At 46.5% G+C, this 26,286-nt stretch carries 19 protein-coding genes; 5 read left to right on the forward strand and 14 right to left on the reverse strand.

The window, feature by feature from the left end; genetic code table 11:
* Window positions 1–34 precede the first annotated feature (34 nt).
* On the reverse strand, window positions 35–1,408 hold the full coding sequence (locus DWY55_RS18285) for an aminopeptidase P family protein (protein ID WP_005830557.1): 1,374 nt from the start codon (window positions 1,406–1,408) through the stop codon (window positions 35–37).
* A gap of 327 nt (window positions 1,409–1,735) precedes the next feature.
* Between DWY55_RS18285 and rpoN the strand changes: the two genes are divergently transcribed.
* From rpoN to DWY55_RS18310, 5 genes are all read left to right on the forward strand, one after another.
* Window positions 1,736–3,226, forward strand: a complete 1,491-nt coding sequence (gene rpoN / locus DWY55_RS18290) for an RNA polymerase factor sigma-54 (RefSeq protein WP_120178237.1) — start codon at window positions 1,736–1,738, stop codon at window positions 3,224–3,226.
* A 93-nt stretch (window positions 3,227–3,319) separates the two neighbouring features.
* Entirely contained in the window at window positions 3,320–3,982 is a 663-nt protein-coding gene (locus DWY55_RS18295; protein WP_117879155.1) for a hypothetical protein, read from the forward strand.
* A gap of 68 nt (window positions 3,983–4,050) precedes the next feature.
* Window positions 4,051–4,431, forward strand: a complete 381-nt coding sequence (gene gcvH / locus DWY55_RS18300; RefSeq protein ID WP_005834498.1) for a glycine cleavage system protein GcvH — start codon at window positions 4,051–4,053, stop codon at window positions 4,429–4,431.
* Between the two features lie 116 nt (window positions 4,432–4,547).
* Window positions 4,548–5,057 (forward strand): 5-(carboxyamino)imidazole ribonucleotide mutase, encoded by a 510-nt coding sequence (purE, locus tag DWY55_RS18305; RefSeq protein WP_117879154.1) that lies wholly within the window; start codon window positions 4,548–4,550, stop codon window positions 5,055–5,057.
* A gap of 114 nt (window positions 5,058–5,171) precedes the next feature.
* On the forward strand, window positions 5,172–7,040 hold the full coding sequence (locus DWY55_RS18310; RefSeq protein WP_117879153.1) for a 4-hydroxy-3-methylbut-2-en-1-yl diphosphate synthase: 1,869 nt from the start codon (window positions 5,172–5,174) through the stop codon (window positions 7,038–7,040).
* Window positions 7,041–7,043: 3 nt separating this feature from the next.
* Here DWY55_RS18310 and DWY55_RS18315 read toward each other — a convergent pair whose 3' ends face one another.
* From DWY55_RS18315 to DWY55_RS18370, 13 genes are all read right to left on the reverse strand, one after another.
* On the reverse strand, window positions 7,044–8,045 hold the full coding sequence (locus tag DWY55_RS18315) for a metallophosphoesterase (protein WP_117680948.1): 1,002 nt from the start codon (window positions 8,043–8,045) through the stop codon (window positions 7,044–7,046).
* Entirely contained in the window at window positions 8,042–8,785 is a 744-nt protein-coding gene (locus tag DWY55_RS18320) for a prolyl oligopeptidase family serine peptidase (protein WP_373153247.1), read from the reverse strand. Before DWY55_RS18320 ends, DWY55_RS18315 begins: the two co-directional genes overlap by 4 nt.
* 47 nt (window positions 8,786–8,832) lie before the next feature.
* Window positions 8,833–9,438 carry a hypothetical protein gene (locus DWY55_RS22415; protein ID WP_243633676.1) on the reverse strand — a complete coding sequence of 202 codons (606 nt, stop codon included), beginning with the start codon at window positions 9,436–9,438 and terminating at the stop codon, window positions 8,833–8,835.
* Window positions 9,389–10,495 carry a sulfatase gene (locus DWY55_RS18325; RefSeq protein WP_243633677.1) on the reverse strand — a complete coding sequence of 369 codons (1,107 nt, stop codon included), beginning with the start codon at window positions 10,493–10,495 and terminating at the stop codon, window positions 9,389–9,391. Before DWY55_RS18325 ends, DWY55_RS22415 begins: the two co-directional genes overlap by 50 nt.
* Before the next feature lie 19 nt (window positions 10,496–10,514).
* Complete coding sequence (locus tag DWY55_RS18330; RefSeq protein ID WP_117680950.1) at window positions 10,515–12,251, reverse strand: family 43 glycosylhydrolase; 1,737 nt, start codon at window positions 12,249–12,251, stop codon at window positions 10,515–10,517.
* 84 nt (window positions 12,252–12,335) lie between these two features.
* Window positions 12,336–14,069: a family 43 glycosylhydrolase gene (locus DWY55_RS18335; RefSeq protein ID WP_117680951.1), complete on the reverse strand. Its 1,734-nt coding sequence runs from the start codon at window positions 14,067–14,069 to the stop codon at window positions 12,336–12,338.
* A 56-nt stretch (window positions 14,070–14,125) separates the two neighbouring features.
* Complete coding sequence (locus DWY55_RS18340; protein WP_034532747.1) at window positions 14,126–15,691, reverse strand: sulfatase; 1,566 nt, start codon at window positions 15,689–15,691, stop codon at window positions 14,126–14,128.
* 33 nt (window positions 15,692–15,724) lie between these two features.
* Window positions 15,725–17,995 carry a glycoside hydrolase family 3 N-terminal domain-containing protein gene (locus DWY55_RS18345; protein ID WP_057256701.1) on the reverse strand — a complete coding sequence of 757 codons (2,271 nt, stop codon included), beginning with the start codon at window positions 17,993–17,995 and terminating at the stop codon, window positions 15,725–15,727.
* Window positions 17,996–18,006: 11 nt separating this feature from the next.
* A complete protein-coding gene (locus tag DWY55_RS18350) occupies window positions 18,007–18,858 on the reverse strand; it encodes an endonuclease/exonuclease/phosphatase family protein (RefSeq protein ID WP_117879152.1) in 852 nt (283 codons plus the stop codon).
* A gap of 62 nt (window positions 18,859–18,920) precedes the next feature.
* Window positions 18,921–20,252 carry a glucoamylase family protein gene (locus tag DWY55_RS18355; protein WP_057256703.1) on the reverse strand — a complete coding sequence of 444 codons (1,332 nt, stop codon included), beginning with the start codon at window positions 20,250–20,252 and terminating at the stop codon, window positions 18,921–18,923.
* 67 nt (window positions 20,253–20,319) lie between these two features.
* The gene (locus DWY55_RS18360) at window positions 20,320–21,828 is read right to left on the reverse strand and encodes a RagB/SusD family nutrient uptake outer membrane protein (RefSeq protein ID WP_227239046.1); all 1,509 of its coding nucleotides are present in this window, start codon (window positions 21,826–21,828) and stop codon (window positions 20,320–20,322) included.
* A 25-nt stretch (window positions 21,829–21,853) separates the two neighbouring features.
* Complete coding sequence (locus DWY55_RS18365; RefSeq protein WP_057256704.1) at window positions 21,854–24,859, reverse strand: SusC/RagA family TonB-linked outer membrane protein; 3,006 nt, start codon at window positions 24,857–24,859, stop codon at window positions 21,854–21,856.
* Between the two features lie 174 nt (window positions 24,860–25,033).
* Entirely contained in the window at window positions 25,034–26,185 is a 1,152-nt protein-coding gene (locus tag DWY55_RS18370; RefSeq protein ID WP_064774935.1) for a glycoside hydrolase family 172 protein, read from the reverse strand.
* Between the last annotated feature and the right edge of the window lie 101 nt (window positions 26,186–26,286).

Raw genomic sequence — 26,286 nt, forward strand, 5'->3', positions numbered from 1 at the left:
AAACGACTCTCTGTGTATATTAAGGATGTGGTTGTCAACGCAACGCTTCCACCTCTTCCGGTGTCAGTGGAATTTTCTTGCCCAAGCGACGTGCTCCCGTTTCGGTAATCAGATAATCCTCCTCATTACGGATGCCGCCGAAATTGCGGTATTCTTCCACCTTATCGTAGTTGATGAAGTCCATGAACTTCTTCTCTCCTTTCCATAAGTCAATCAGCTCGGGGATGAAGTAGATGCCCGGCTCAACCGTATGCACAAAGCCCGGTTCCAGAGGGATGGCAAGACGCTGGCTCTTGCGGCCGAACTGCGTACTCTTGGGCTGACCGTCATAGCCTACCCAGAGCTCACCCAGGTTCTCCATATCGTGCACATCCAACCCCATCATATGGCCCAGTCCATGGGGATAAAACAAGGCATGCGCCCCTTCGCGCACGGCATCTTCGGCATTGCCCTTCATCAACCCCAGCTCTTTCAGCCCCTCCACCATCACTTGGGCGGAAAGCTCGTACACCTTCATATAGGGAATGCCCGGGCGAAGCGCTTTAACAGACTCCAGATGCATGGCGTTCTGGATTTCGTAAACGGCACGCTGGCGTGGAGTAAAAGTCTTGTCCGCCGGCACGGTAGACGACATGTCACCACAGTAACCCGAAGGCAGCTCGGCGCCGGCATCAATCAAGAAGAGGTCTCCCGGTTGCACCCGGTTGCCGTGATAGTGGTTATGCAGGGTCTGGCCGTTGACAGTAGCAATCGTGGCAAAAGACAGCTCGCAGTTGTTCATCTCGGCGATACGGTTCATTTCGGCCACAACCTCGTATTCGTACATGCCCGGACGAAGCACCTTCATTGCGGTGATGTGCATGTCAGCAGTCACGTCGCATGCCTTTTCTATTTCCGCTATTTCTTCTGCCGACTTGTAGTTGCGCTGTGCCACCACCGCACGGATAAACGGTACAGACCCTTCCTGACGTGCCGGAGGAACACCCAGCCAGTCCATCAGTTTCAACTTATGCTCGGCACGATAAGGGGGCAAATAATGGATGGTCTGTCCCTTCTGTACAGCCTTGTGCAGATAACCGACGATGTCGGCAAAAGGACGGGTTTCGGAAATTCCCACAGCAGAAGCCTTTTCGTGAAGGGTGGGCTGGGTACCCATCCAGACAATATGGTCGATGGTCAGCTCATCGCCAAAAATGATTTCTTTATCTTCATCTATGTCGATGAGAGCTGACAGCCCGGCAAACGACAAGCCAAAATAGTAGAGAAAAGTGGAATCCTGGCGGTAACGGAAAGTATTGTCCTCATAGTTCAAACCTTGTTCATCGTTACCCAAAAACAGTAACACTCCGGAGCCTATCGTTTTTTTCAGCTGGGCCCTGCGCTGCACATACGTTTCTTTAGCAAACATAACATTCCTTGTTTTAGTAGTTATAGGACAAAGATATAGATAATCTTTGAAAGAAGATAATACAAAAAGGAGATTAATCTATATAGTTCATAATCAGAAGACTATTTTGCCAACGTTTTTCAAGCCTTTGGCAAAGTTTTGCCACCGCGTTGGCAAAGTCTTGCCATAGGCATGGCAAAAGTTTGCCAAGCTATTGGCAAAAGTTTGTTTTCTCTTTTCTTGTTAAATATCATCAGAGAGGTTTCGTGTTATCGAACTATTCACTATTTTTGCGGTAAATATCTGAAAGAAGATGCACAATGAGTGCATTGAATAATTTATAAAAATATGGCACAAGGCTCCCGACAAGTACAGACCCAAGCGCAACAGCAGATACAAACGCTGTCGCCGCAACAAATTCTGGTGGTAAAGCTGCTGGAACTTCCCGCCGTGGAACTAGAGGACCGCGTACGTGCCGAACTTCTGGAAAATCCGGCACTGGAAGAGGGTAAGGAGGATACTCCTGGCGACGAATACCCCGACACACCCGATGCGGAAACCGGCTCAGAAGATGGTGGAGACACTAGCTATGATTCTTTAAGCGATTATCTGAACGAAGACGATATCCCCGACTACAAGCTGCAGGAGAACAACCGCAGCAAAGGGGAGCAGGCAGAAGAAATTCCTTTCTCCGACGCCACCTCCTTCTATGAAACCTTGCGCCAGCAGCTCGGCGAACAGGACTTGACTCCGCACCAGCGCGAACTGGCCGAATATCTCATCGGCTCGCTGGACGACGATGGCCTGCTGCGCAAATCGCTGGACAGTATCAGCGACGAACTCGCCATCTACGCCGGTATCGACGCTTCTCCCGAAGAGCTGGAAGAAGTATTGAAGATTATACAAGACTTCGACCCCGCCGGTCTGGGCGCCCGCACCCTACAAGAGTGCCTGCTCATCCAGATTCGACGTAAGGAAGCGCAACGGTCCATGCCCTCGCCTCCACAATACTATATAGAAGAAGATATTCTTACCCAGTGCTACGAAGAGTTCACCCGCAAGCATTGGGACAAGATTATGCAGAAATTAGGTATCAGCGAAGATACCCTGCAACAAGCCGTTAAGGAAATCTGCAAGCTGAATCCCCGTCCCGGTGCCTCGCTCGGCGAAGCCATCGGCAAGAACATGCAGCAGATTGTGCCCGACTTCCTGGTAGACACTTATGACGACGGTACCATCAACGTGACACTGAACAACCGCAACGTGCCGGAACTGCGCATGAGCCGCGACTTCACCGAGATGGTGGAAGAACACACCAAGAACCGGGCCAACCAGTCTAAGGAATCCCGCGAAGCCATGATGTTCCTCAAACAAAAAATGGATGCCGCACAAGGTTTCATCGATGCCGTGAAGCAACGCCAGAATACGCTGATGACCACCATGCAGGCCATCATAGACCTGCAACGTCCTTTCTTCCTCGAAGGAGACGAGTCATTGCTCCGCCCCATGATTCTGAAAGATGTTGCCGAACGTACCGGGTTGGACATCTCGACCATCTCCCGTGTGAGCAACAGCAAGTATGTACAGACCAACTACGGCATCTACCCGCTGAAATTCTTCTTCAACGACGGCTACACAACCGAAGACGGCGAAGAGATGTCTGTACGCGAAATACGCAAGATACTCAAAGAGTGCATTGACAACGAGGACAAGAAAAAGCCTCTGACCGATGACGAACTGACCGAGCTGCTGAAGGAGAAAGGCTATCCCATAGCCCGCCGCACGGTGGCAAAGTATCGCCAACAGATGAATATCCCCGTGGCAAGACTGAGAAGATGAGAGAAAAGGATGAGCGATTAGGGATTAAGGTTTAAAGATTAGTGCATTCAAATAGTAAATTGTAAATAGTCAAATCGTAAATAAAATTAGGTTGTGGAAGAGCATATTATAGCAGATAAAACTTTAATCAGAACAGCGAAAGTGATTTCGGCGGTATTCACACCGTTCTCCATCCCTTTCCTGGCATTTCTGGTTCTGTTTATATTCTCGTACCTGCGCATCATGCCGTTGCAGTACAAGTTGATAGTATTGGGCGTGGTGTATTGCTTCACCATCCTGATGCCTACACTGACTATCTTCATCTTCCGCAAAATCAACGGTTTCAGTCCGGAAGAACTGGTGGAACGAAAAAGGAGATACATTCCCTTTATTCTGACCATCACTTCTTATGTATTCTGCCTGCTCATGATGCACCGGCTCAATATCCCGTGGTACATGACCGGTATCATACTCTCCGCCCTGGTAGTGATGATAATCTGCGTCATTGTCAACTTAAAATGGAAACTGAGCGAACACATGGCAGGCGCCGGAGCCGTAATTGGTGGACTGGTAGCTTTCAGCGCCTTGTTCAGCTACAATCCTGTATGGTGGCTATGCCTCTTTATACCGGTGGCTGGCGTGCTGGGCACCGCCCGCATCATCCTGCGACACCACACACTGGGCGAAGTTATGGGAGGCTTTGCCGTAGGGCTTATCTGCTCGTTGCTGGTACTCCACCCGCTGAGCAACATACTGTTCCGAATCTTCCTCTTTTAAGAGCCTTGTTTAATTTTTAATTTTCAACTTTTAAATTACATAGTATCAACCCTTAAAAACTAATGATCATGAATTTCCCGACTAATGTAAAGTACACCAAAGAACACGAATGGATTCGCCTGGAAGGTGATGTAGCCTATGTAGGTATTACCGATTATGCACAAGAGCAACTGGGTGACATTGTGTTTGTCGACATCCCGACCGAAGGTGAAACATTGGCTGCCGACGAAGTGTTCGGTACCATCGAAGTAGTAAAAACCATATCAGACCTCTTCCTGCCCGTAACCGGTGAGATTCTGGAGCAAAACGAAGCCCTTGCCGACCAGCCGGAACTGGTAAACCAGGACCCATACGGCGAAGGCTGGCTCATCAAAATCAAACCCGCCGCTGATGCCGACTTCGACAGCCTGCTGGATGCCGAAGCCTACAAAGCGCTGATAAACGAATGAAATGAAAGGATTAGGGGTTAGCGATTAGCACCGGACGGAATGATAGCGCAGTCCCTAACCCCTAATCGTTAATCCCTAACCCTTATAAAATTAACCCTTTAATAATTTAAAGATTCATGTCTCCAATCGTTAGCATCATCATGGGCAGCACTTCCGACCTCCCCGTTATGGAGAAGGCCGCACAATTGCTCAATGACCTGCATGTACCGTTCGAAATGAACGCTCTCTCTGCTCACCGCACACCGGAAGCAGTGGAGGAATTTGCCAAGAATGCCCGCCAACGCGGCATTAAAGTGATTATTGCCGCTGCCGGTATGGCTGCCGCCCTGCCCGGCGTCATTGCTGCCAATACCACACTGCCGGTAATCGGGGTTCCCGTAAAAGGGTCTGTACTCGATGGCGTAGACGCCCTCTACTCTATCATCCAGATGCCTCCGGGCATACCGGTAGCCACCGTTGCCATTAATGGTGCCATGAACGCTGCCATCCTTGCCGTACAGATGCTGGCACTGAGCGATTCCTCATTGGCTGAAACATTCGCCACCTATAAAGAAGGGCTGAAAAAGAAAATAGTCAAGGCAAATGAGGACTTGAAGGAGGTGAAGTACGAATACAAAACCAATTGATTTACGATTGGACGATTTACGATGTACGATTGAAATTACTTCTTGGTATCTTCAATCGTACATCGTAAATCGTCCAATCGTAAATCTTTTAATCCTTTAACTGTAAATATCATCGTGGATCTATTTAACTATTCCCGACGGGAAACATCAGAAGTAAACATCGGAGCCACCCCTATGGGCGGCTCCAATCCTATCCGCATACAAAGTATGACGAACACCGCTACGCAGGACACAGAAGCCAGTGTGGCGCAAACCAAACGTATTGTCGACGCCGGAGGAGAGTATGTACGCCTCACGGCCCAAGGCATCAAAGAGGCTGAAAACCTGATGAATATCAACATAGGCCTACGCCAGGACGGATATATGGTGCCGCTTGTCGCCGACATTCACTTCAATCCGAAGGTAGCGGACGTAGCAGCACAGTATGTAGAAAAAGTCCGCATCAATCCGGGAAACTATGTGGATGCAGCACGTACTTTCAAACATTTGGAGTATACCGATGAAGAGTATGCCCAGGAGTTGCAGAAGATACACGACCGCTTTGTACCCTTCCTTAATATCTGCAAAGAGAACCATACTGCCATCCGCATCGGCGTAAACCACGGTTCATTATCCGACCGCATCATGTCGCGCTATGGCGATACACCGGAAGGCATGGTGGAATCTTGTATGGAGTTTCTGCGCATCTGCGTGCAAGAGAATTTCACGGATGTAGTCATTTCCATCAAGGCATCCAATACAGTGGTCATGGTAAAGACAGTACGCTTGCTGGCAGCCGTCATGGAGCAGGAAGGTATGCGATTCCCGCTGCATCTCGGTGTAACGGAAGCCGGAGACGGAGAAGACGGACGCATCAAATCGGCCTTGGGCATCGGCGCCCTGCTGGCAGACGGCTTGGGTGACACCATCCGGGTTTCCCTGAGCGAAGCTCCGGAGGCGGAAATCCCCGTAGCCCGCAAATTGGTGGACTATATCGTGCAGCGCCACGACCATCCTTATATCCCCGGAGCAGATGTGCCGGAATTCAATTATCTCTCTCCCACCCGCCGCGAGACTGCCGCCGTACACAATATCGGCGGAGACAATCTGCCCGTGGTCATTGCCGCACGCCTGGACGGGGACATGGACTTCAATCCGCAATTCGTGCCGGACTATATCTATACGGGACGTTCCATCCCCGAACAACTTCCGGAAGGCATGCAATGTATCATCGATGCCGATGTCTGGATGGAGCACAGTAACGGCAGAACGGAACCGGACAATGCCTGGCCTGCCTTTAAAGGAGACCAGCTTCCTTTCCTAAGCAGCTGCGGCGCTTCCTTGAAATTCCTCTTCATCACGTATATGGGATTGAATGACGAAGCCATCGCCTGCCTGAAGTATCATCCGGAAGTCGTATTGGTTTCGCAAAGCAATCATCCCAACCGATTGGGAGAACAACGCGCTCTGGTACACCAGATGATGAAGGAGGGCCTGAAAAATCCGGTAGTCTTCTTTGAACACTACGCAGAAAATGAATTAGAGAATCTGCAAATCAAAGCGGCGGCAGACATGGGAGCACTCATCTTCGACGGTCTGTGTGACGGTATCCTTCTCTTCAACCAAGGAGAAACCATAAGCGGCAAAGTAGTGGATGCCACTGCTTTCGGTATCCTGCAAGCCGGACGTGTACGTACCAGCAAGACCGAATACATCTCTTGTCCCGGCTGCGGACGCACCCTCTACGACCTGGAAAGTACCATTGCCCGTATCAAGGCAGCCACCGGCCATCTGAAAGGACTCAAGATAGGAATCATGGGATGCATTGTCAACGGCCCCGGAGAAATGGCCGATGCTGATTATGGCTATGTAGGCGCCGGACGAGGCAAAATCAGCCTCTACAAGAAGAAGGAGTGCATCGAAAAGAACATTCCCGAAGAAGAGGCGGTAGAAAAGCTGATAGAACTGATAAAAAGTAACGGAGATTACGCTGAAAGGACTTAAGTCTCAGCGCAGATATTCGTCAAAGTCCACCTCTCTGAACTTAAAGTTATGATGTTCGGAGGGGTGATAGGCTTTATTCCAAGTCGAATAGGTCTTCACATCTATCTCCCTTGTCTTCCGGTTAAAAGTTACAATGCGTAAGTAGCCCTCACCTCCCAATCTACTGCCTTCCACACCACGCTGATAGTTTGCCAGCATCTGATACACTTTATTCCCCTCTTTCCCTATAGAGACCAGCGTGCCAACTCCGCTTTTCAAGACATGCCCACAAAAGACAGCTATCACATTGCGATGTCTGAGAAGCAATTTCTTCCAGATTCCAGCGCCATCGTTCACTGTGCGCCCGAGCTCTTTGCCGATGCCATATCCTTGAGGACGCCACCAGTCTTTCCCGTCATGCAACGTACTGTCACAATACAAATAGGCGTGTGTATTCAATATGACAAGCTTATCCGGATGAATACCCACTATGGAATCGGCCCATTGCAGAGCCTCATCAGAAGGTCCGAATTCCAGATTCAAGACCAGCCAATCGGTATCACCCGACCTGAAATTTATGTAATAGTTATCCAATGTCTTTCCATCCGCACTGCCTCCCCAATAGTTCTTCTGCATATAATCGGAAAGAGGAAAATACTTGTTGGCCATTGCAGTGTTATGCACGTCCGAAAACTTGCCGGGCTTACTGCCAATATCATGATTTCCCCACACGACAGAATAAGGTATTCCCGCTTGGCTGATACGATGAAAAGCTTTCTGCATATACGCCCATTCCACCGGAGAATTATCTTGTGTCAAATCTCCCACTTGGAACACGGCATCTATTTTCTTACGGTTGGCAACCAACCAGTCCACTTGCGACTCGAAGACCTCCGGACATTGTTCCAGATAAGTCTGCGTATCCGGCAATACCACAAAAGTACTTACCCGACCGGAAGTGGTACAAGAAGTTAAAAAAGCGCCCCCTAAAAAGAACGCTCCGATAACAGACAATATTCTCATCATTTTTTCTTCTGATTAAACAGCCAACCCATAAACTCAGAATCATTGAACGCCGGTGTCCAGCTGCCATGATTGACTCCGGGGAATTCGATATACTCAACATCGGCACCAGCAGCCTTCAAGGCCTTGTAAGCCTGACGCGAACCTTCTACCGGAACAATGTTATCGGCATCTCCGTGATAAATACGGAACTTCACGTCTTTGGCGGCAGAAAGCCTTGCCGGATTCACAATACCACAGATGGGAACGGCTGCGGCAAAAACTTCAGGATAACGTATCGCCAAATCAAACGTCCCCATACCGCCCATGGAAAGTCCCATCACATAAATCCGGTCTTTATCCACCTGGGGCATAACCAAATAGGTATCCAGCAACTCCTTCAATGTGCGGAATATACGCGTAGGCTCCTGTACCTCGGGCATTTCTCCAGGTACAAACGACTTGGGACGACCCACATAAGCCCAATAATCTTCCTTAGGACACTGGGGAGCCAATACAAAAGCCGGATATTCCTCTCTGTTCACCGGATTGAGCCACATCTGCCCACCATGCACCAATTGCTTCTGATTATCATCTCCTCGTTCGCCCGCACCATGCAGAAAAAGCACCAACGGATATTTCTTCCCTGCCTTTTCTGCTTCGGGACGCAGCAAACGGTACTTCAACGAATCTCCCTGCGAAGAGACATACACTTTCTTTTCATACTCTCCATACAACTCCTGCGCATACATACACACAGACATCAACAGCATCAAGGCTGTACAAACTGTATTCTTCATATCCTACAAAATTAATGTTCAATTAAAAAGTCTACTATCTCACTCTTCTTATATCCCACCCGGAAAGCCTGCACTGCCACCCGGTCTCCCTTATGGACAACAAACGGCTCAACATATAGATTCCAATGTTTCTCTCCATTCCGTCCCCGACCATTCAACTGATAGGCATAAGAGACTCCAGGAGTGGAACACTCCAGCTTAACCTGCCCCCCCTTTTGTACAATCTGCGGAGCTGACACGAGCGGCTGTACACCGTCCGGCCACATAGTTTGTACTATTTCCGGTTCTGTCAGCGGACGACATTGCCAATATTTCCTTTCCCACTGCCGATACACCTTCCGCAAACGGTTAATGTCTTTCCGGTAAGCCGGATCATTAATCAGATTGCAGATCTCATGAGGGTCTTTCTCCAAATCATAGAACTCTTCACGCGGACGGGGCCAAACAAACCAGCTTTCCTGATTCTCATCGAGCGCGCCTTCTTCATGGAGTTGAAGCATACAGCGCATCATCGGCATGTTCAGACGAAATCCTACCGGCTGATAGCCGGGCTGATTGGGAGTATAATTACAGATATAACGATAACGGCAATCGCGCACGCCCCCCCTGCTGGTCATAGCACTTATCCATACGGTCGCGTGCAGCAAAAACATAGTGCCGCGATGGCGAAGCATATTTTCCTGCAAACGCCTTGCCATCCATATAGGCAGGAGGCTTGATGCCCGCCAATGAAAGAATCGTGGGTGGAATGTCAATGATACTGCGAAGTCCATCATCAATACTGCCGGCCAACCGTCCGTCCGGATAACGGATAATGAGAGGAATATGGGTACCAACCTCTGTTATTTCACGTTTCTGCCGAGGAAGCGGTCCACCATTATCCGAATAAAAGATAAGAATGGTATTATCCCACTCGCCTGCCGCTTTCAATTCATCAATCATCTGGCGGACAAAACAATCCACGCGGTAAATATTGCTGTACATGACAGCAATATCGCGGCGCACAATGCTGTCCTCAGGATAATAGGGTGGCAACACCACATCGTCGGGAGAGACGTAAAGCGTATCTTTCGCACTTTCCCACACCTTTTGCTCATGCGAGGCAAGGGTATTGAATATAGCGAAAAAAGGCATCCCTTTAGGACGGTTGCGCCAATGCGCCTGCCTGCCACATTCGTCCCAAGCGGTCAAAGGCGGAAGAAACTGATAGTCGGTTTTCGGGTTGTTCGTACAATAATAGCCAGCGGCACGTAACAGCTCGGTATAGCACTTTATTCCCTCGGGTAACACAATATCGTAACCGGTTACCGCCGGTGGACGTGCAATCTGCCCCCCTTGCGTATGCATATAGTTGGCATTGATATGCGTGGGATACATTCCCGTAATAAGTGCCGCACGCGAAGGAGCACTAACACCCACTGTCCCATAAATGCTGGTATAGCGTATACCCTCTGCCGCAAGGGCGTCAATAGTCGGAGTCACTGCCACACTGTCACCGAAACAGTGCAGCCAAGGACCGATGTCTTCACATACCACACAAACAATGTTTGGGCTAACAGCATCTCCATCCTCTGTGGTAGAGACAGGAATCCCACCGGCCTTGACCTCCTGCGATACAGTACAAGCAGCCCAAACGGCACTACCATATAAAAAAGAGTGTATTATCTGTTTCATTACTGTTCATTTTATACAATCAGTGCGCCTCTCGAAGAAAGACACGTTGCGAAATACCATTTTCATTGAATGCCTCGATGGCAAAATAATATTTTTGTCCCACCGTGAGGGCACGTAAGTCTAATGAATTATCGCCATATACCATCCACGAACTATACAATTTATCAAGAGCAACACCCCACAATACATTATAGCCTTGCGCACCCTTCACCGCTTTCCAAGAAATGCGGGCATTACGTTCGTCCGCTTCACGCACTACCGTAAAACCTTTTACCGTAGCCGGTTTTTTCCCACGTCCCAAACCGAACACGCGAATATCCCCCATTGCCAGATTCTTGCCCGGCACGTAATGGTGGCGATAACGAATATAGCGTGCTTCTATCGGTTGATCCAGTTCTATGTAATTATGAGGGGCATCACGGAAACTGTTGCGATAGTCCACCAATACCCGCCAACGGGCACCATCCACCGAAGCTTCTACAAGATAGCGTTGCCGGAGGTTTGGCATACGTCCCCAAAATCCAGTTTCCTCATAGTCAAAGAAATTCAGTTGCAAGGCATACACGTCACTCACTTCTTCAAGGTCTATCTCCACCCATTGCTTATCGTCATTTTTTTCGGCCACCCAGAAGGTTTTCAAGTTCTCGTCCGTCACATTTTCCACCGGATAACTTTCTAATTGCGAAGAAGCCTTCACGGGTTTGCCATAAGAAAGCAACATCCAGCCCCGGAAACCACCGCTTGTCGTCTGTCGCGAAACCTGGTCGGGAGAATAATGAGGATAATCGCCAAAGTAAGTGTCGGAGTACATCGCACCGTCTTCGTCAAAAAATGTAGGAAACATACAAAGCCTACGCTCAAACTTATAATTAATGGACAGATGAATCGTACCGAAATGCCAGTAAATTCCTCCGGGACCACAAACCGTACTTCCATGCCCGGCACCGGTAGCAAATCCTCCCGGCTTGTAACAAAACGGATTATGAGCCGCATACTCGAAAGGCCCCAAAGGAGATTTTCCTACATAAACACCGTCACCATACACATTGAACTGAGTGCCCGGAGCGGCATATTGCAAATAATATTTCCCATTGTGTTTCGTCATCCACGCACCCTCGATGAATGGTTTGATGTCACTGGTATGATTTTCGCCAAAACGTTCCCACCCATGAATGTCAGGACGGAGAAAGAGCAGTGAATCCGGCTTTTTCGCTATCGGCAGGAATTTATTCTTCATATCAAGTTCCTTACCACGGATAGGCCAACGGTTGGAAGACCCCCAATACATATAAGCACGTTCATCATCATCAATGAAAAGGGCAGGATCCTGAAGGTCGTGGAGCACCGATGGCACTGCCTTCCAGTCCCCCCGTTTGGGATTATCGGTATACAGTATGCTCATGGCTCCGGATGGATTCCCACAAACATAGAGTACGGAATCTTTATAATTATGGGCAGCAGGAGCATTGCAACCTTCGAAATACCATTTTTCGGGAGTAATAAAGTCCCAATTCAGCAAGTCCTTGGAATGCCAATAACCCCAGGAACGGGTAACGAACATATAATACTCCCCCCGAAACTCCACTACGGCAGGGTCGGCACCCGAACGATAGGACTTGCCCAAATGGGAATTGTGAAAAGGATAAGTATAGTCCAGATTAAGAGGGTTACAGTAGGTAGTAGTACGATATTGTGCATGTAATGAACCGACGAACAACAACATCAACCAAGCGATGCAATACGACTTTTTATCCATAGCTGACAATAAACAAAATACACATAAAACGACAAATAAGGGTGTGTCAAAACGGTTGATGGCACACCCTCATTTTACAACACATTATTTCACTTCTTTAACGACAGAAATTTGAGATACACCGTTTTCATTGAAAGCTTCGATAGCAAAATAATATTTCTGGTCGGTAGAAAGACATTTCATCAGATGCCTACACTCGTCACCATACACCATCCAAGAACTGTAAAGCTTGTCCGGCGCAATACCCCAAAGGATGTTGTATCCTTGTGCACCTTTCACCGGTTTCCAAGTCAGCGTGATGTCACGGCGATCTTCGTGACGGCGAGGGTCAAATGTCTTCACTTGAGCAGGCGCCTTACCTTCGCCCAGACCGAAAATACGGATGGCAGAAATGGAAAGGTGCGGTGTGGGAACATGGATGTTTTTGTAACGTACATAACGTACCCGGGCAGGGATTTCCAGTTCCACATAATCGTGCGGAGTGTCTTTGAAACTGTTGCTACGGTTGACAAGACGTATCCAGTTGACGCCATCTACGGAACCTTCGATGGTATAACGGTGGCGTAGGCCGGGATAACGGCCATACATGTCACTCTTATAATCGTTGTAATTCACCTGAATAGCGTTTACAGTGGCAGGTGCCTGAAGGTCTATCTCCACCCACTGTGTTTCATCGTTGGAAGAAGCCAGCCAATAAGTCTTGCAATTCTCGTCCGTCAATCCGGCAGCAGTATGACCTTCTACAGCCGAAGAACATCTGGCAGGCTTGTTGTAAGAAAGAAGCATCCAGCCGCGGAACTCACCCTTCTTTCCAGGCACAGTAGGCGCATAACGGGGATAATCACCAAAACGGGTGTCGCAATACATGATGCCGTCTTCGTCAAAATAAGTAGGGAACATGCAGAGACGGCGTTCCCAGTGCATATTAATGGGCAGAGCCATGGAACCGAAATGCCAGTATTGCCCACCCGGTCCGAGCACCGTACTTCCATGACCGGCACCGTTGATATAACCGCCAGGCTTATAGGAAATGGGGTTATGTTTCTGATAGGTATAAGGTCCCATCGGATGGTCGGCCACATATACACCATCGGCATATACATTGAACTGAGTGCCCGGAGCGGCATATTGCATGTAATACCTCCCGTTGTGCTTTGTCAACCACGGTCCTTCGATATAGCCGCCCAGCACGGTATCGGCATGATTTTCTCCAAAACGTTCCCAACCATGTTTCTCTGGGTCGAGATTGAAAAGTTCCAGCTTCTCGCCTTCTTGTATGAAACGATGGTTCTTGTTGAGCTTCATGCCGCGAATGGGCCACTTGTTGGAAGAGCCCCAGAACATGTAAGCACTGCCGTCATCATCAAGAAAAAGGTCAGGGTCTTGCAAGTTGGTGATGATGGCAGGAGTGGCTTTCCAGTTACCCGACTTGGGGTTGTCGGTATAAAGCACACTCATCACACCCGAAGGATCGCCACAGACATAAAGTACTGAATCCTTGTAGTTATGTGCCGCCGGAGCGTTACAACCTTGTGGATACCAGTTTTCCCCCGGATTGATAAAATTCCAGTTTTGCAAATCCGTAGAATGCCAGTAGCCGTGCGTACGGGTAACGAACATATAATATTCTCCACGAAACTCTACTACGGCAGGGTCGGCACCCGAGCGGTAGGAGATATCTTTCGAAGAATTGTATATCATATAGGTATAGTCTACATTCAGCGGATTACAATAAGTATCCATGCGCATGTCCTGCGCCAAAAGGGGAGACGCCAAGCATAATAATGCCAGCAGCAGATTAGTAATCAGTCTTCTCATTATCTTTTATCTTTATTATCAGGTTATTAATGTTCAATATGTCTTCCGGTAGCTTTTCAGCGGCATAACTCCTGCGGCACATCGTATTCTTTTTGCAAGCGTGCCAGTTCAGCCTTCAGTTCGGTGGTAATCTTCTCCATTCCCTTCTTCCCATAAAGATTGTGCATCTCTTCAGGGTCTGTCTTGAGATCATAAAGTTCCCAATTGTCATCCACGTAGAAGTGCATCAGCTTGTAGCGTTCCATCTTCACACCGTAATGGGCACGCACGCTGTGGAAGCCGGGAAACTCATAATAGTGATAGTACAAGGACTTACGCCAGTCGCGCGGTGTCTTGCCTTTTTCCACCAGTTCCTTGAACGAAACGCCCTGCATGTCCTGCGGAATGGAGATGCCGCACATATCAAGGAAAGTAGGAGCAAAGTCGATGTTCTGGGTCAGACCTGTAACTTGCGTACCCGGTTTGATATGTCCCGGCCAGCGCATCACCATCGGCATACCAAAAGACTCTTCGTACATGAAACGCTTGTCAAACCAGCCATGTTCGCCCAAGTAGAAGCCTTGATCGGTGGTATAGACTACAATCGTATTCTTGTCCAACCCCGTACGTTTGAGATAGTCCAGTATCTCGCCCACACTCTCGTCCACACTTGCTACACAAGCCATGTAGTCTTGCAGGTAACGTTGGTATTTCCATTCAGCCACTTCCTTAAATGAACGTGGCTTGGAATAGAACTCATTATTTCGATCGCGGTAAGCATCAAGGAAACGGCGGCGTTCTTCCGGTGTCATTGTTCCCATGAAAGCGTGCGGCCAAGGGTCAAAGAGCAGGCTGTCGCTATCGATACCCGCAACCATCTTCAAATCGTGACCTTCGTACATGTCACGGTATATATTCATCTTCTGCATCTGTGCTGCGTAACGTCCCTCATAGGCATCGTAATAATTATCGGGAAGCGGGAACTTGGCGTGTTCATACAAACGATAATGCCGTTCGGCAGGTACCCAATTGCGGTGAATGGCTTTGTGGTGCATCATCAAGAAGAACGGCTTGTTCTTGTCACGACCGTTGTCCATCCATTCCTCACAATATTGAGTAATGAGGTCGGTCACATATCCTTTATGAATAGTAGTGTCCCCCTCGGTAATGAACTGTGGGTTACAGTATTCGCCTTGGTCATTGAGAATCATCCAATGGTCAAATCCCGTCGGCTTGGAAATAAGATGCCATTTACCGATGACGGCAGTCTCATAGCCGCCTTGTTGCAACAGTTTAGGCAACGTCTGCTGAGAGCCGTCGAAACCTAGTGCCCAATTCTTCATGAAGCCGTTCTTATGGCTATGCTTGCCAGTAAGTATCGCGGCGCGACTGGGGCCTGAAATAGAATTACAGCAATAATTATTCCAGAACACAGCTCCTTCCTGCCCGATACGGTCAATATTAGGAGTAGGTGCCACTTTACCTATAGGATGACCATAGATACTCATAGCCTGCTGTGCATGGTCATCACTCATGATAAAAATAATGTTAGGACGTTCACCGTCTTGCCTGCCTTGTTCCTGAGCCTGAACAGCAGGAACCAATGGAAGCATGGCAAGTCCTAAAGATAGTTTATGATTCATCATCTTCAATGATTTATAAGATTTTTCAATTTATCATATCAACGTAAAAACAGATTCATTCCGCTCATCTGCCGACGATGTTCCTACCCAGAGCCGGAATTCCCCCGGTTCCACCTGCATCTTCATATCAGCACCACAAAAGGCAAGGTCTTCTTCAGTCAGCACAAATGTCAGCGACTTCTTCTCGCCAGCCTTGAGATACAGCTTTTGAAAACCCTTCAATTCTTTCACCGGACGAGTCACACTTCCCACAAGGTCGCGAATATAAAGCTGTACCACCTCTTCACCACCGACTTTACCGATATTGGCTACATCCACTGTAACGGTAAGTGTTTCCCCCTTTTTCAGCTCCTCCTTGTCCAACTTCAAGTTATCCACCTCAAAGCTAGTATAACTTAAGCCATATCCAAAAGGATAAAGCGGAGAATTGGGACAGTCAATATAAGAAGACTTGTAATCCATCTTCGGATTGTCCGGAGGAAGCGGTCGTCCGGTGTTCTTGTGGTTATAGTAAAGCGGGAGCTGCCCCACCGAACGTGGAAAACTCATTGTCAGCTTTCCGGCAGGATTATAGTCGCCTGCGATGACATCGGCAATGGCATGACCACCCATCGTGCCCGGATACCAGGCTTCGAGAATAGCATCCATATTCTCGTCCTCCCAAGTAAGTTCCAGCGGACGACCGTTCATCAATACCAATCCGATGGGCTTACCCGTTTTCTTAAGTTCCTTCAGCAAGTCGCGCTGCGAAGCAGGCAGGGTGATGTCCGTGCGGCAAGCAGCCTCGGCACTCCAGTTCTGGTCTTCACCGGCAGCAACCAGAATGACATCTGCCTGACGAGCCACGGACACAGCTTGTGCAAATCCTGCAGTTCCAGGCTTACGAAGATCGCAGCCTTCGGCATAAAGAAAACGTACGTTCGAGTTTCCGTACTTTTTTTCCAACCCTTCAAAAAGAGTGACACTCCGTTGACGGTCTCCCCGTCCACCCCAACCACCGTTCACACTGTTACGTTCTTTCACCATAGGGCCTATCAAAGCTACAGTCTTACGTTCGGAGGGTTGTATCGGGAAAAAGTCATTCTCATTCTTCAACAATACTACCGACTTACGAGCAGCATCGCGCGCTGCTTCCAAGAACTCGGGTTTCATGATAGTAGCCTTCTCACGCTCCTCATTCAGATAGCGGTAAGGATCGTCCATAATGCCTAAAAGGAATTTCATCTCCAGAATGCGGCGTACGGCATTATCAATGGTTTCTTCGTTCACCTTGCCCTCTTTCACGGCTTGCAGCAGATGTGCATGAAACACACCTCCGGTCATATCCATCTCGATGCCCGCATTGGCAGCCAACTCGGCGGCATGAGCCTCGTCGCGTGCCACGCCGTGGGGAACAAGCTCATTGATAGCCGTATAATCCGTCACTACAAAACCGTTGAACCTCCACTCATCGCGAAGCACATCCTGATAAAGGAACTTACTGGAAGTGCAAGGCACACCGGAAATCTCATTGAAGGCAGTCATGAAAGTAGCCACACCCGCATCTTTGGCAGCCTTGAAAGGTGGGAAATAAATATCGCGCAAAGAGCGCTCGGACACATCAGTCGTATTATAATCACGACCAGCTTCAGCAGCACCATATGCACAGAAGTGTTTGGCGCAAGCCAGCATCTTGTCCAGCCGCATCAAGTCTTCGGGCTTCTCACCCTGGAAACCGCGTACACGTGCGGCAGAGAGCAATGAACCCAGATAAGGATCCTCACCAGAGCCTTCCATTACCCGTCCCCAACGTGCATCACGTGAAATGTCCACCATGGGGGCAAAAGTCCAGTTAACACCCACTGCCGAAGCTTCGGCAGCGGCAATGGACGCACTTCTTTCTGCCAGTTCAGCGTCCCAGGCACACGACTCGGCCAAAGGAATAGGGAATATCGTTTTAAAACCGTGTATCACATCGAAAGCAAAAAGCACTGGAATCTTCAACCGGGATTCCGCTAGTGCCGTCTCTTGTGTCTTGCGGATGGCGGCAGAAGAAGTGGCATGGAAAAGACTGCCTATGTATCCTTTCTTCAATAGAGGTTCAATGTCCGTATTTACTTGCGGACCGGTCACAATATCGCTCTTGGCAGAATATTGGGTCATCTGACCTATTTTCTCTTCAAGTGTCATCAAGGCAAGTACAGAATCGACACGCTCTTCTATCCGTTTGTCACCGCTGTAACTCTGCCAATCACCGGCTCCTGAAGTACATGCCGTACCCACAGAAAGTATTAGGGCAGCTCCAATCAATAATTTCTTTTTCATAGTAAATGCTTTTATAGTTTTAAGATAGCCATTACGGGAGCATGATCGGAGAGATAGCTGTTGTCCGGCTTATCATCAATGGTTCGGTAACGCTCCACCTCTACAGCACCTTTTATAAAAATAAAATCTATCAACCTACGTTTCTCTACCGGGATGCGCCCGAAGTCATGGAAACTCCATGTCGGTCCGTAAGCGACTTTCGCCGTAACGCAAGCATTCTTCATTCCACCTTCCGTCAATACAGTGACCGGCTCGGAATCTACCGTTCCATTAAAGTCTCCGGTAACAATTACCGGAAGGTCACCCACTATTTGTTTTATCTTCTCAAGTATCAGCACGGCACTTTCGCGACGTGCCACTTTACCTACATGATCGAAATGAGTATTGAAAGCAGCTATTTCCCTACCACTCACCTTGTCTTTCAGTACCGCCCAAGTCACAATACGCTCGCAAGCCGCATCCCAGCCTTTCTTTCCGATGGAATCAGGAGTTTCACTCAGCCCAAAATTTCCACTCTTCAATAGTTCGAAACGGTCTGTCTTATAGAAAAGAGAGCAATACTCACCTTTCTCTTCTCCATCTGCACGACCTACACCGAGAGCGGTATATTGCGGAAGACGCTCCTTCAAGTCATCGAGTTGGTTCTTCACCACCTCTTGCATGCCTATAATGTCCGGAGCATAATAAGCAATCATTTGTGCCGCATGGTCCTTGCGGTATTTCCAATTGTTCATACTGTCCGCCACATGATCCAAACGGATGTTGAACGACATCACCTCTACTTTGGCTTCCGGTTGCCTGCCGCACGAGGCGACAAGCAATGCGAAAACAACCAATACACTATTGACAAACACGTTTTTCATGGTTACAAACCTTTTTAATCTATGTAAAACCTAATCAGAATCAAAGAATCCTATCAAACAACCTAATCGACCTTGTTCAAATAAGGAGAAGTAAAGCCTAATCTCCTCAAACCCTTCTGGACATCGGGATGACTCATGAAAAGTTTCCAAATCAAACCGGTACGATAGTTCTCTATCATCACAATAATCGGCCCTTGGTCAATGGCAAGATACGAAGGTGCAAACCAATTCTCCGTCAAATTGAACGCATCCTTGAAACCATATTCACCCCAAAGACGGTCACCCAACTCTTCATAGAAATAACGCATGGCTTCCAAAGAATATTCAGGTGCATATGGAATAGAGGAAAGAGCAGCGGTAGGTGTAATCACACCACGGTCATTACCGGGACTATGGGCAGAATAACCTTTGTCACCGTCACTGGCAGTCAATCCCCAACATTTTTCGCCGTAACCCTTGTAACCCTTCGGATTGTCAATGCAGTAGGCACGGTTAATCAAGGTATGAGCCTTCATCTGTTCCTCGTAATCGGCATAACGATCTTTCAAGCCACGTGGGTCAAGCCCCATGTAAGAATAATGAGTGAAGAAGAGAGGACCTCCCTTTCCGTGGTTGTTTCCAAGAGGAAGCTTGATGCCGTAATACTCCCGACCGTTCAGAAAAGTATTCGCATTGGCCCAGCCTTTATGATAAACGCTCTCGGCAATCGGATAAGTAGGGGAAGACGCGCCCAAAATGTAAACAATGTGACACTCGTTATGACCTTTAATCTGATGATTCATCGCCCATCCGTTGTTTGGCGACCAATGCCAATACATCACATCTTGTCCCTGAGTAAAAAAGTTCCATTCTGCTTGACGCCACAGATTATTGATTATCCCGCGGATACGGTTTTCCGTTGGATTATCCTTTGTAAAATACTGATGGGCAGCCAACAAGCCTTCGAACATGAAAGCGGATTCTACAATATCCGCTCCATCGTCCTTACGACTGAAAGGAATGGTCTTGCCGGTTTTACCGTTCATCCAATGTGCCCACATGCCGTGATAGCTGTCGGTATTCTTGTCGCTCAGAAAGCGGACTATCTTCAACATACGTTCAGCGCCCTGTTCGCGAGTGACAAAACCACGCTCTATACCGACAATGATAGCCATCACTCCGAAACCCGAGCCACCGATGGTAGCTGTCTCGGCACCTCCGTTGCTCCGTTCATGCGCCAATCCTGATTCGGGATGGGCAAAATCCCAAAAGTAACGGAAAGTTTGCTTCTGGACAAGGGTCATGAGTTCATCATCGGAGAGTTGCTTTTCTGTCACACCAGATGGTGGATTTATGGCATTTACCGAGCACGAACAAACCCCAAAAAACAAGAAAAAAAGAAATATATTTTTCATAATACCTATTTTAAACATTTTAATCACATAAGAAGTAGGAGTAGCCTTAGGCTACTCCTCACACACCTTATTTATTTTGCTTCAATATTCCTTGAGAAATATCAATCTGCTTCTGTGGAATGTAGAATGTGGAATGCTGGCTCATATTGAAGTTTGTCTTTCCATGGGCCTTCAGCATCTTTTCTGCATATCCGGGAACAACTTTATCAGCCCGAATCAAATCAAAGAAACGGTGTCCTTCCATTGCTAATTCAATGCGGCGCTCATTCCATATGATTTCACGCAACTTTGCCTTATCCCTCTCTGTTATTTTAGGTAATACAGTGGGATCATCACCGGACTTACGAGCACGGTCTCTGACCAATTCCAATTTAGCCAGGGCGTCATCTACTAATGGGTCGCTTTCACCATTTGCCAACTCATTGCAGGCCTCAGCATACATTAACAGTACATCCGCATAACGCAGAAAATACAAGTGGCAATTTTGTTTAGCAAAATTATTGGCATTCCAATAAGTTGTAGGCCACATTGTCTTTTTATTGGCACGCGGTTGTACTCCCGGTTCGTCCTTGAAGTTTATAACCCCAACTCCTTCCATATTTTCGCCATCGTAAATGATAGTAGCCTCCCGTCTCGGATCACCTGATTCATAAGCCTTATCCAAAGATTCTGACGGAGAACAGAATCCCCAACCTTTGAAACCTCTGACACCTTGCCACTTCACATATTCGGAAGCCTTATCTCTCGTCTTGTCTGATCCCCACAAATACTGGTCGGCCAGCATCACTTCATCAGAATAATAAGAATCCGGGCTAAACAAATCACGGTAATTGTGATGCAGGTTATATTCTCCCCTACTTATTACCTGCCCTGCATATTGTTTTACACTTGCATAATCTTGACGGAACAAATAAACTTTAGCCAACAAGCCTTCTGCAGTTCCTTTCGTAACTCTTCCTCTCTCAGCAATCCCCCATTCATCACGGGTTGGCAAATTCATTGCCGCATAGGACAAGTCATCAATAATCTGCTGATAAATAGCTTCTTCAGAAGCGCATGGCTGATCATATTCATCGGGATTCTGAACTTTAGTAACCAAAGGTACGCCACCGTAAGTTCTCACCAAGTTAAAGTAAAAGAAACCACGGAAAAAACGTGCCTGTGCAATGCTTCTAATCTTTAACTGCTCATCTTTCAACACATCCAAGTTATCCAATGCTACGTTACAGAATCCGATTCCTTTATAATTTCCGGTCCACCAGCCGTTCAATTCAGAAGTATAAACATCATAAGTAAAATCATTCAATGAATTCACGCGAGCATAACTACCATCTGCCGGTGAACTTCCTGTATCAGAATTGTCACTCGGCACCTCCATAATGCCAAACCAAGAAAAGCCGATCAAGTCCCAACTTTTCATTTGAGAATATATAGCATTAATTCCCATCAAAGCACCTTCTTCTTCCCCGAAGAAAATATCTTGCGTCAATTTCCCTTGCGGCTTTGTATCCAAAAAATCAGAACAAGAGGTAAAAACCAATGCTGAAGCTAATAAAAGTGAATATATCTTTTTCATAATCATTTCCTATTTTTATTTTCCATTAGAATGTAAGATTCAAGCCAAAACGGCAGGTAGCGGTAATCGGATAAATATCACGGTCAAGCCCCCCTAAGATTTCAGGAGTAAATCCGTTATAATTCGTAAAATAAAGCAGGTTATTACCTGAGAAGTACAATCTCAAATTCTGGATATGCACTTTTTGCATCAAGTTTTTTGGGAATGTATATCCAAATTCCACAGTCTGTAACTTCACATAGTTGCCACTCTCAACATAACGGTCGGAAACAAAATAATTGTTACCCTCAAATGTCATGCGCGGAATGGAAGTATTCCTATTGTTTTCAGTCCATCTATCCAAGAACGAACGATCCCAGTTATCAACACCAGCATTTCTTTCAGCTTGTTTGGCATTATAAATCTTATTACCAAAATTACCCTGCAAATCAATTGACAAATCAAAGCCTTTCCAAGCGGCAGTTATGCCCAAACCACCGATAAACTTCGGAGTAGGAGAGCCTAAATCCGTACGGTCTTCAGCAGTTATATATCCATTGCCATCCGTATCTGCATAAATCAGATCACCCGGAGCTACATTTGCCTGATACTTCTTCTTCGCATCACCGGAAGCAGCCGCAGCCATCGCATTATACTGCTCAATCTCCTCATTACTTTGGAAAATACCAATAGTCTTGTAACCATAAAAATACTTGATTGGCATTCCTTCTTCTGTCATATGAACACTTTTTCCGGAACCTATATCCCCACTGGTGATACGTTTACCTCCCAAATTAGTCACCTCATTCTTAATTGTAGTTCCAGTCAAGCGGATGCCATAACGAAAATCCTTAAACGAGTCTTCCCATTTCACCGTAAAATCAAGTCCAGAGTTACGTACTGATCCCACGTTTGTTTCTACAGAGGCAAGTCCTACAGAAGCAGGAACATCCACATTTACCAACATTTCTTTTGTATCTCTTCTGTAATAGTCAAACTCTAAAGAAAAGCGATTATTGAACAAGCCTAAATCAAAACCAAGATCCAACTGCTCTGAACGTTCCCAATGGATTTGTGTATTATAAAGAGAAGTTACAGTACCACCAGAATAATAATCACCACCAAATACAGCATCATAAGTAGGGTCTACATTAGCCAATGCATAATATTTGTCATTACCAATCTTATCATTACCAATTTGCCCCCAGCTACCTCTAATCTTCAAGTTACTCAACCATTCAACATTATCTTTAATAAAAGCTTCTTCAGAAATCCTCCATCCGGCAGCTACTGACGGAAAATATCCCCAACGGTTATCCGGTCCAAACTTCGAAGAGCCATCGGCACGTATAGAAGCCGTCAACAAATATCTGTCCATTAAAGCATAGTTGGCACGGAACAAGTAAGACATCATGGCTTCATGTTTTCCATTATTCTCAAGTCCACGTGTATCGCTTGAAGACTGATCCAAATACCAATAGTCTTCCACTTCTGAGAAGAAATTACGTCCTGACCCGCCTAACTTTTCATTAGTGTATTTTTGAGCAGTAATACCACCCAAAAGATTCAGACGATTTTTATCATTGATTTGCCAATCATAAGTCAAGATATTCTCCCACAGCCAAGTAAAATCTCTAGTCCATGTTTTAGACAAGCTGTTCTCATCTACCTTTTGATACTCCGAGATATAATACTTAGGAGTAAAATTACGACTTCTACCATTAATATAATCAATGCCCAAGCTGGTCTTAAAATTCAACCCTTTAATAACTTCCCAATTCAAGAATGCACTACCCACAATTCTATCTTTCCAATTATCACTATTCATATAATGGAGGGTAGCAAGCGGATTAGCAGTAGATGCCACCTGAGGATCGGAGAAATTACCATTCTCATCATAAGGAGTAATGATAGGGCTCAGTTTATAAGCGGATTTTACAACTCCCTTATTTTCATTTTTTGTATGACTGAAAGAAGCCGATAAGTTATGCCCGATAGTCAAATGTTTGTTTATTTTATATGAATTATTGGCACGCAAAGTAAAACGGTCATAAGAATTTTCCTTTATGATACCATCCTGTTGGAAATATCCGGCACTCAAATTATAACGTACCTTTTCTGTTCCGCCACTAACAGCAACTTGATAATCACGGACAGACGCTACTCGGAAAATCTCATCGAACCAATTGGTCCCTTTTCCGAAAGAAGCCGGGTCATCATAAACAAGACCGCCATCTGGATTAATATTCAAGTTAGCTTCATTTTGCAGCATAGCATATTCAGAAGCCGTACACATCTCAAATTTACCGCTATTTTGGAACTGAAATCCTTCACTGGCAGTAATGTTCACCTGTGCTTTACCTTCAGCACCTTGCTTGGTGGTAACAATGATTACACCGTTAGCACCGCGAGAACCATACATGGCAGTAGCAGAAGCATCCTTCAATACCTCCATGGACTCAATATCATGGTTACTCAGGAATGATATATCGTCCATAAACATTCCATCAACCACATAGAGCGGATTGCTATTATTAGTAGTACCGATACCACGAATGCGCACTTCAGGAGAGCTACCCGGAGCACCGCTTGCAGAGATAAATACACCGGACACACGACCTTGCAACGCGTTAGCCACATTAGGTGTAGAAATCTTTTTCAAATCATCGCTCTTGATAGAACCAACAGCACCGGTCAAGTCTGATTTACGCTGTACACCATAGCCTACAACTACAACTTCATCGATCAACATATTGTCTTCTTGCATTACTACATTAATAGTAGTACGACCATTCACTGCTATTTCTTGGTCTTTCATACCAATATAGCTATAAAGCAAGACAGCGTTACTGGGAACATTGGTAATCTTATAATCACCATCAAGTCCAGTAACGACTCCTTGCTGAGGAGCCCCCTTTACCGAAACTGTAGCACCAATAACAGTCATTCCCGTCTTGTCGGAAACGACACCCGAAACCGTAATTTTGTTCTGCGCCATCGAAACAACGGCAAACAGCAACATCACACATGTAATTAATAAATTTTTCTTCATTTTGTATTGATTTAAAATTCTTTTGCAAAAGTATAGGAGCAATTGATGTATGTCAAAAAACAAACTATCACAAGATTACCACAACCTGCTCAAGCACTACAACGTAACTACTACAGCATTGTATAAAATACTAATTTCCAATAATATACACTAGGAAGTTATTTAAAAAATTATTCAGACTGCAGGCCTATCCAAATAGAAATATGCTGTTGAAGTTACATGATCTTGGCGGTAGAAATTAACAAATCCTGGCGGAAAGTCTTTATCCGTGATATGTAGGTCTGAATTTTCATCTAATAAACGATAGAATTTCAGTTTACCGCTTCTATCTATAGTAACCGGTACAAGAGGAACCTTCGCCTTGTACAGTTCGAGTACCTTTTGATATGGAGCACCTCCAATCTGCTGCAATGTAACTCTTATATCATGATGAAAATAAATCGGGTCCTGCACGTGGAAACGATACATACTCCACCAACAACTGTCCGCATTTGCAATCGGACAACCTTGATAACGGTGGGAATACTCGCCCTGCCCCCAAGCCGTACCAATATAGTCTTCAACTCCCGTACCACTCAATGTGGGAAATTCCTTATCTCCGTCAATGTAGAACTTGATTTCACCTTCTCCCCACCAAGTAGTTTCATACGCCTTATTGGCAAAGATACCCAAGCTTACCCCCAAAAAGCGCCCCCTGCCCGATAGTTGGGGAAGAACAGTATAATCCACTCCCAACTTGGTGGATTTGTCTTCACGCCAGACAGCATGAAAATAGCTCATCTCCGAATCCCATTCCGGCAATTTAGTAAAGTTAATATCATAAAACAAGTGTGTCAGGTCCTCATCCGAGGTATTCACAAACACCACTTTGGCACCGGTGCGGTAAGGCATCGGAATAGAACAGTTAAAAGAACGCTTCTCCGGATTAGAAAAGAAACAGTTCTCAAAACGAGATGTACGTGACAGCGGATTCCCAAAAAAATCTCCCAATGGGACATCCACTGCCGGAACAACAGAATTATCCCAATAAAACTTGATACGCAACGCACGAAGCATCTTAGGGTTACGTTTGCTGACTGTCAGCCAAATACGGTTAATGATCCCGGGTCCTTGCTGAGACAACAAAACACAGCTGTCTCCCGCCATGATTCTGCCGAAAGCACTTCCTTTTGCACCTTTATTGACTTGAGCTGCCGTTCCCTTGGCACCGGTAGGATTTTCAAAACTTGTCCACCGCGTTTCATGACCTTCAGGCACTTTCCATATTTGGGCATGCCCCAAAAGAGTAAATGCTAATAAAACAGATATAACTAATAATGTCTTCATTTCATATCCTCCAGCAATTTATTCATTTCCCCAAAGGTCCGCTTTGTTCCCCTTGTTCTTTCTCCATTCATGACGCCATTTGTGCATCATCACATTGTTTA

This window comes from Bacteroides sp. AF25-38AC (assembly GCF_003602995.1).
Taxonomy (GTDB): domain Bacteria; phylum Bacteroidota; class Bacteroidia; order Bacteroidales; family Bacteroidaceae; genus Bacteroides; species Bacteroides uniformis.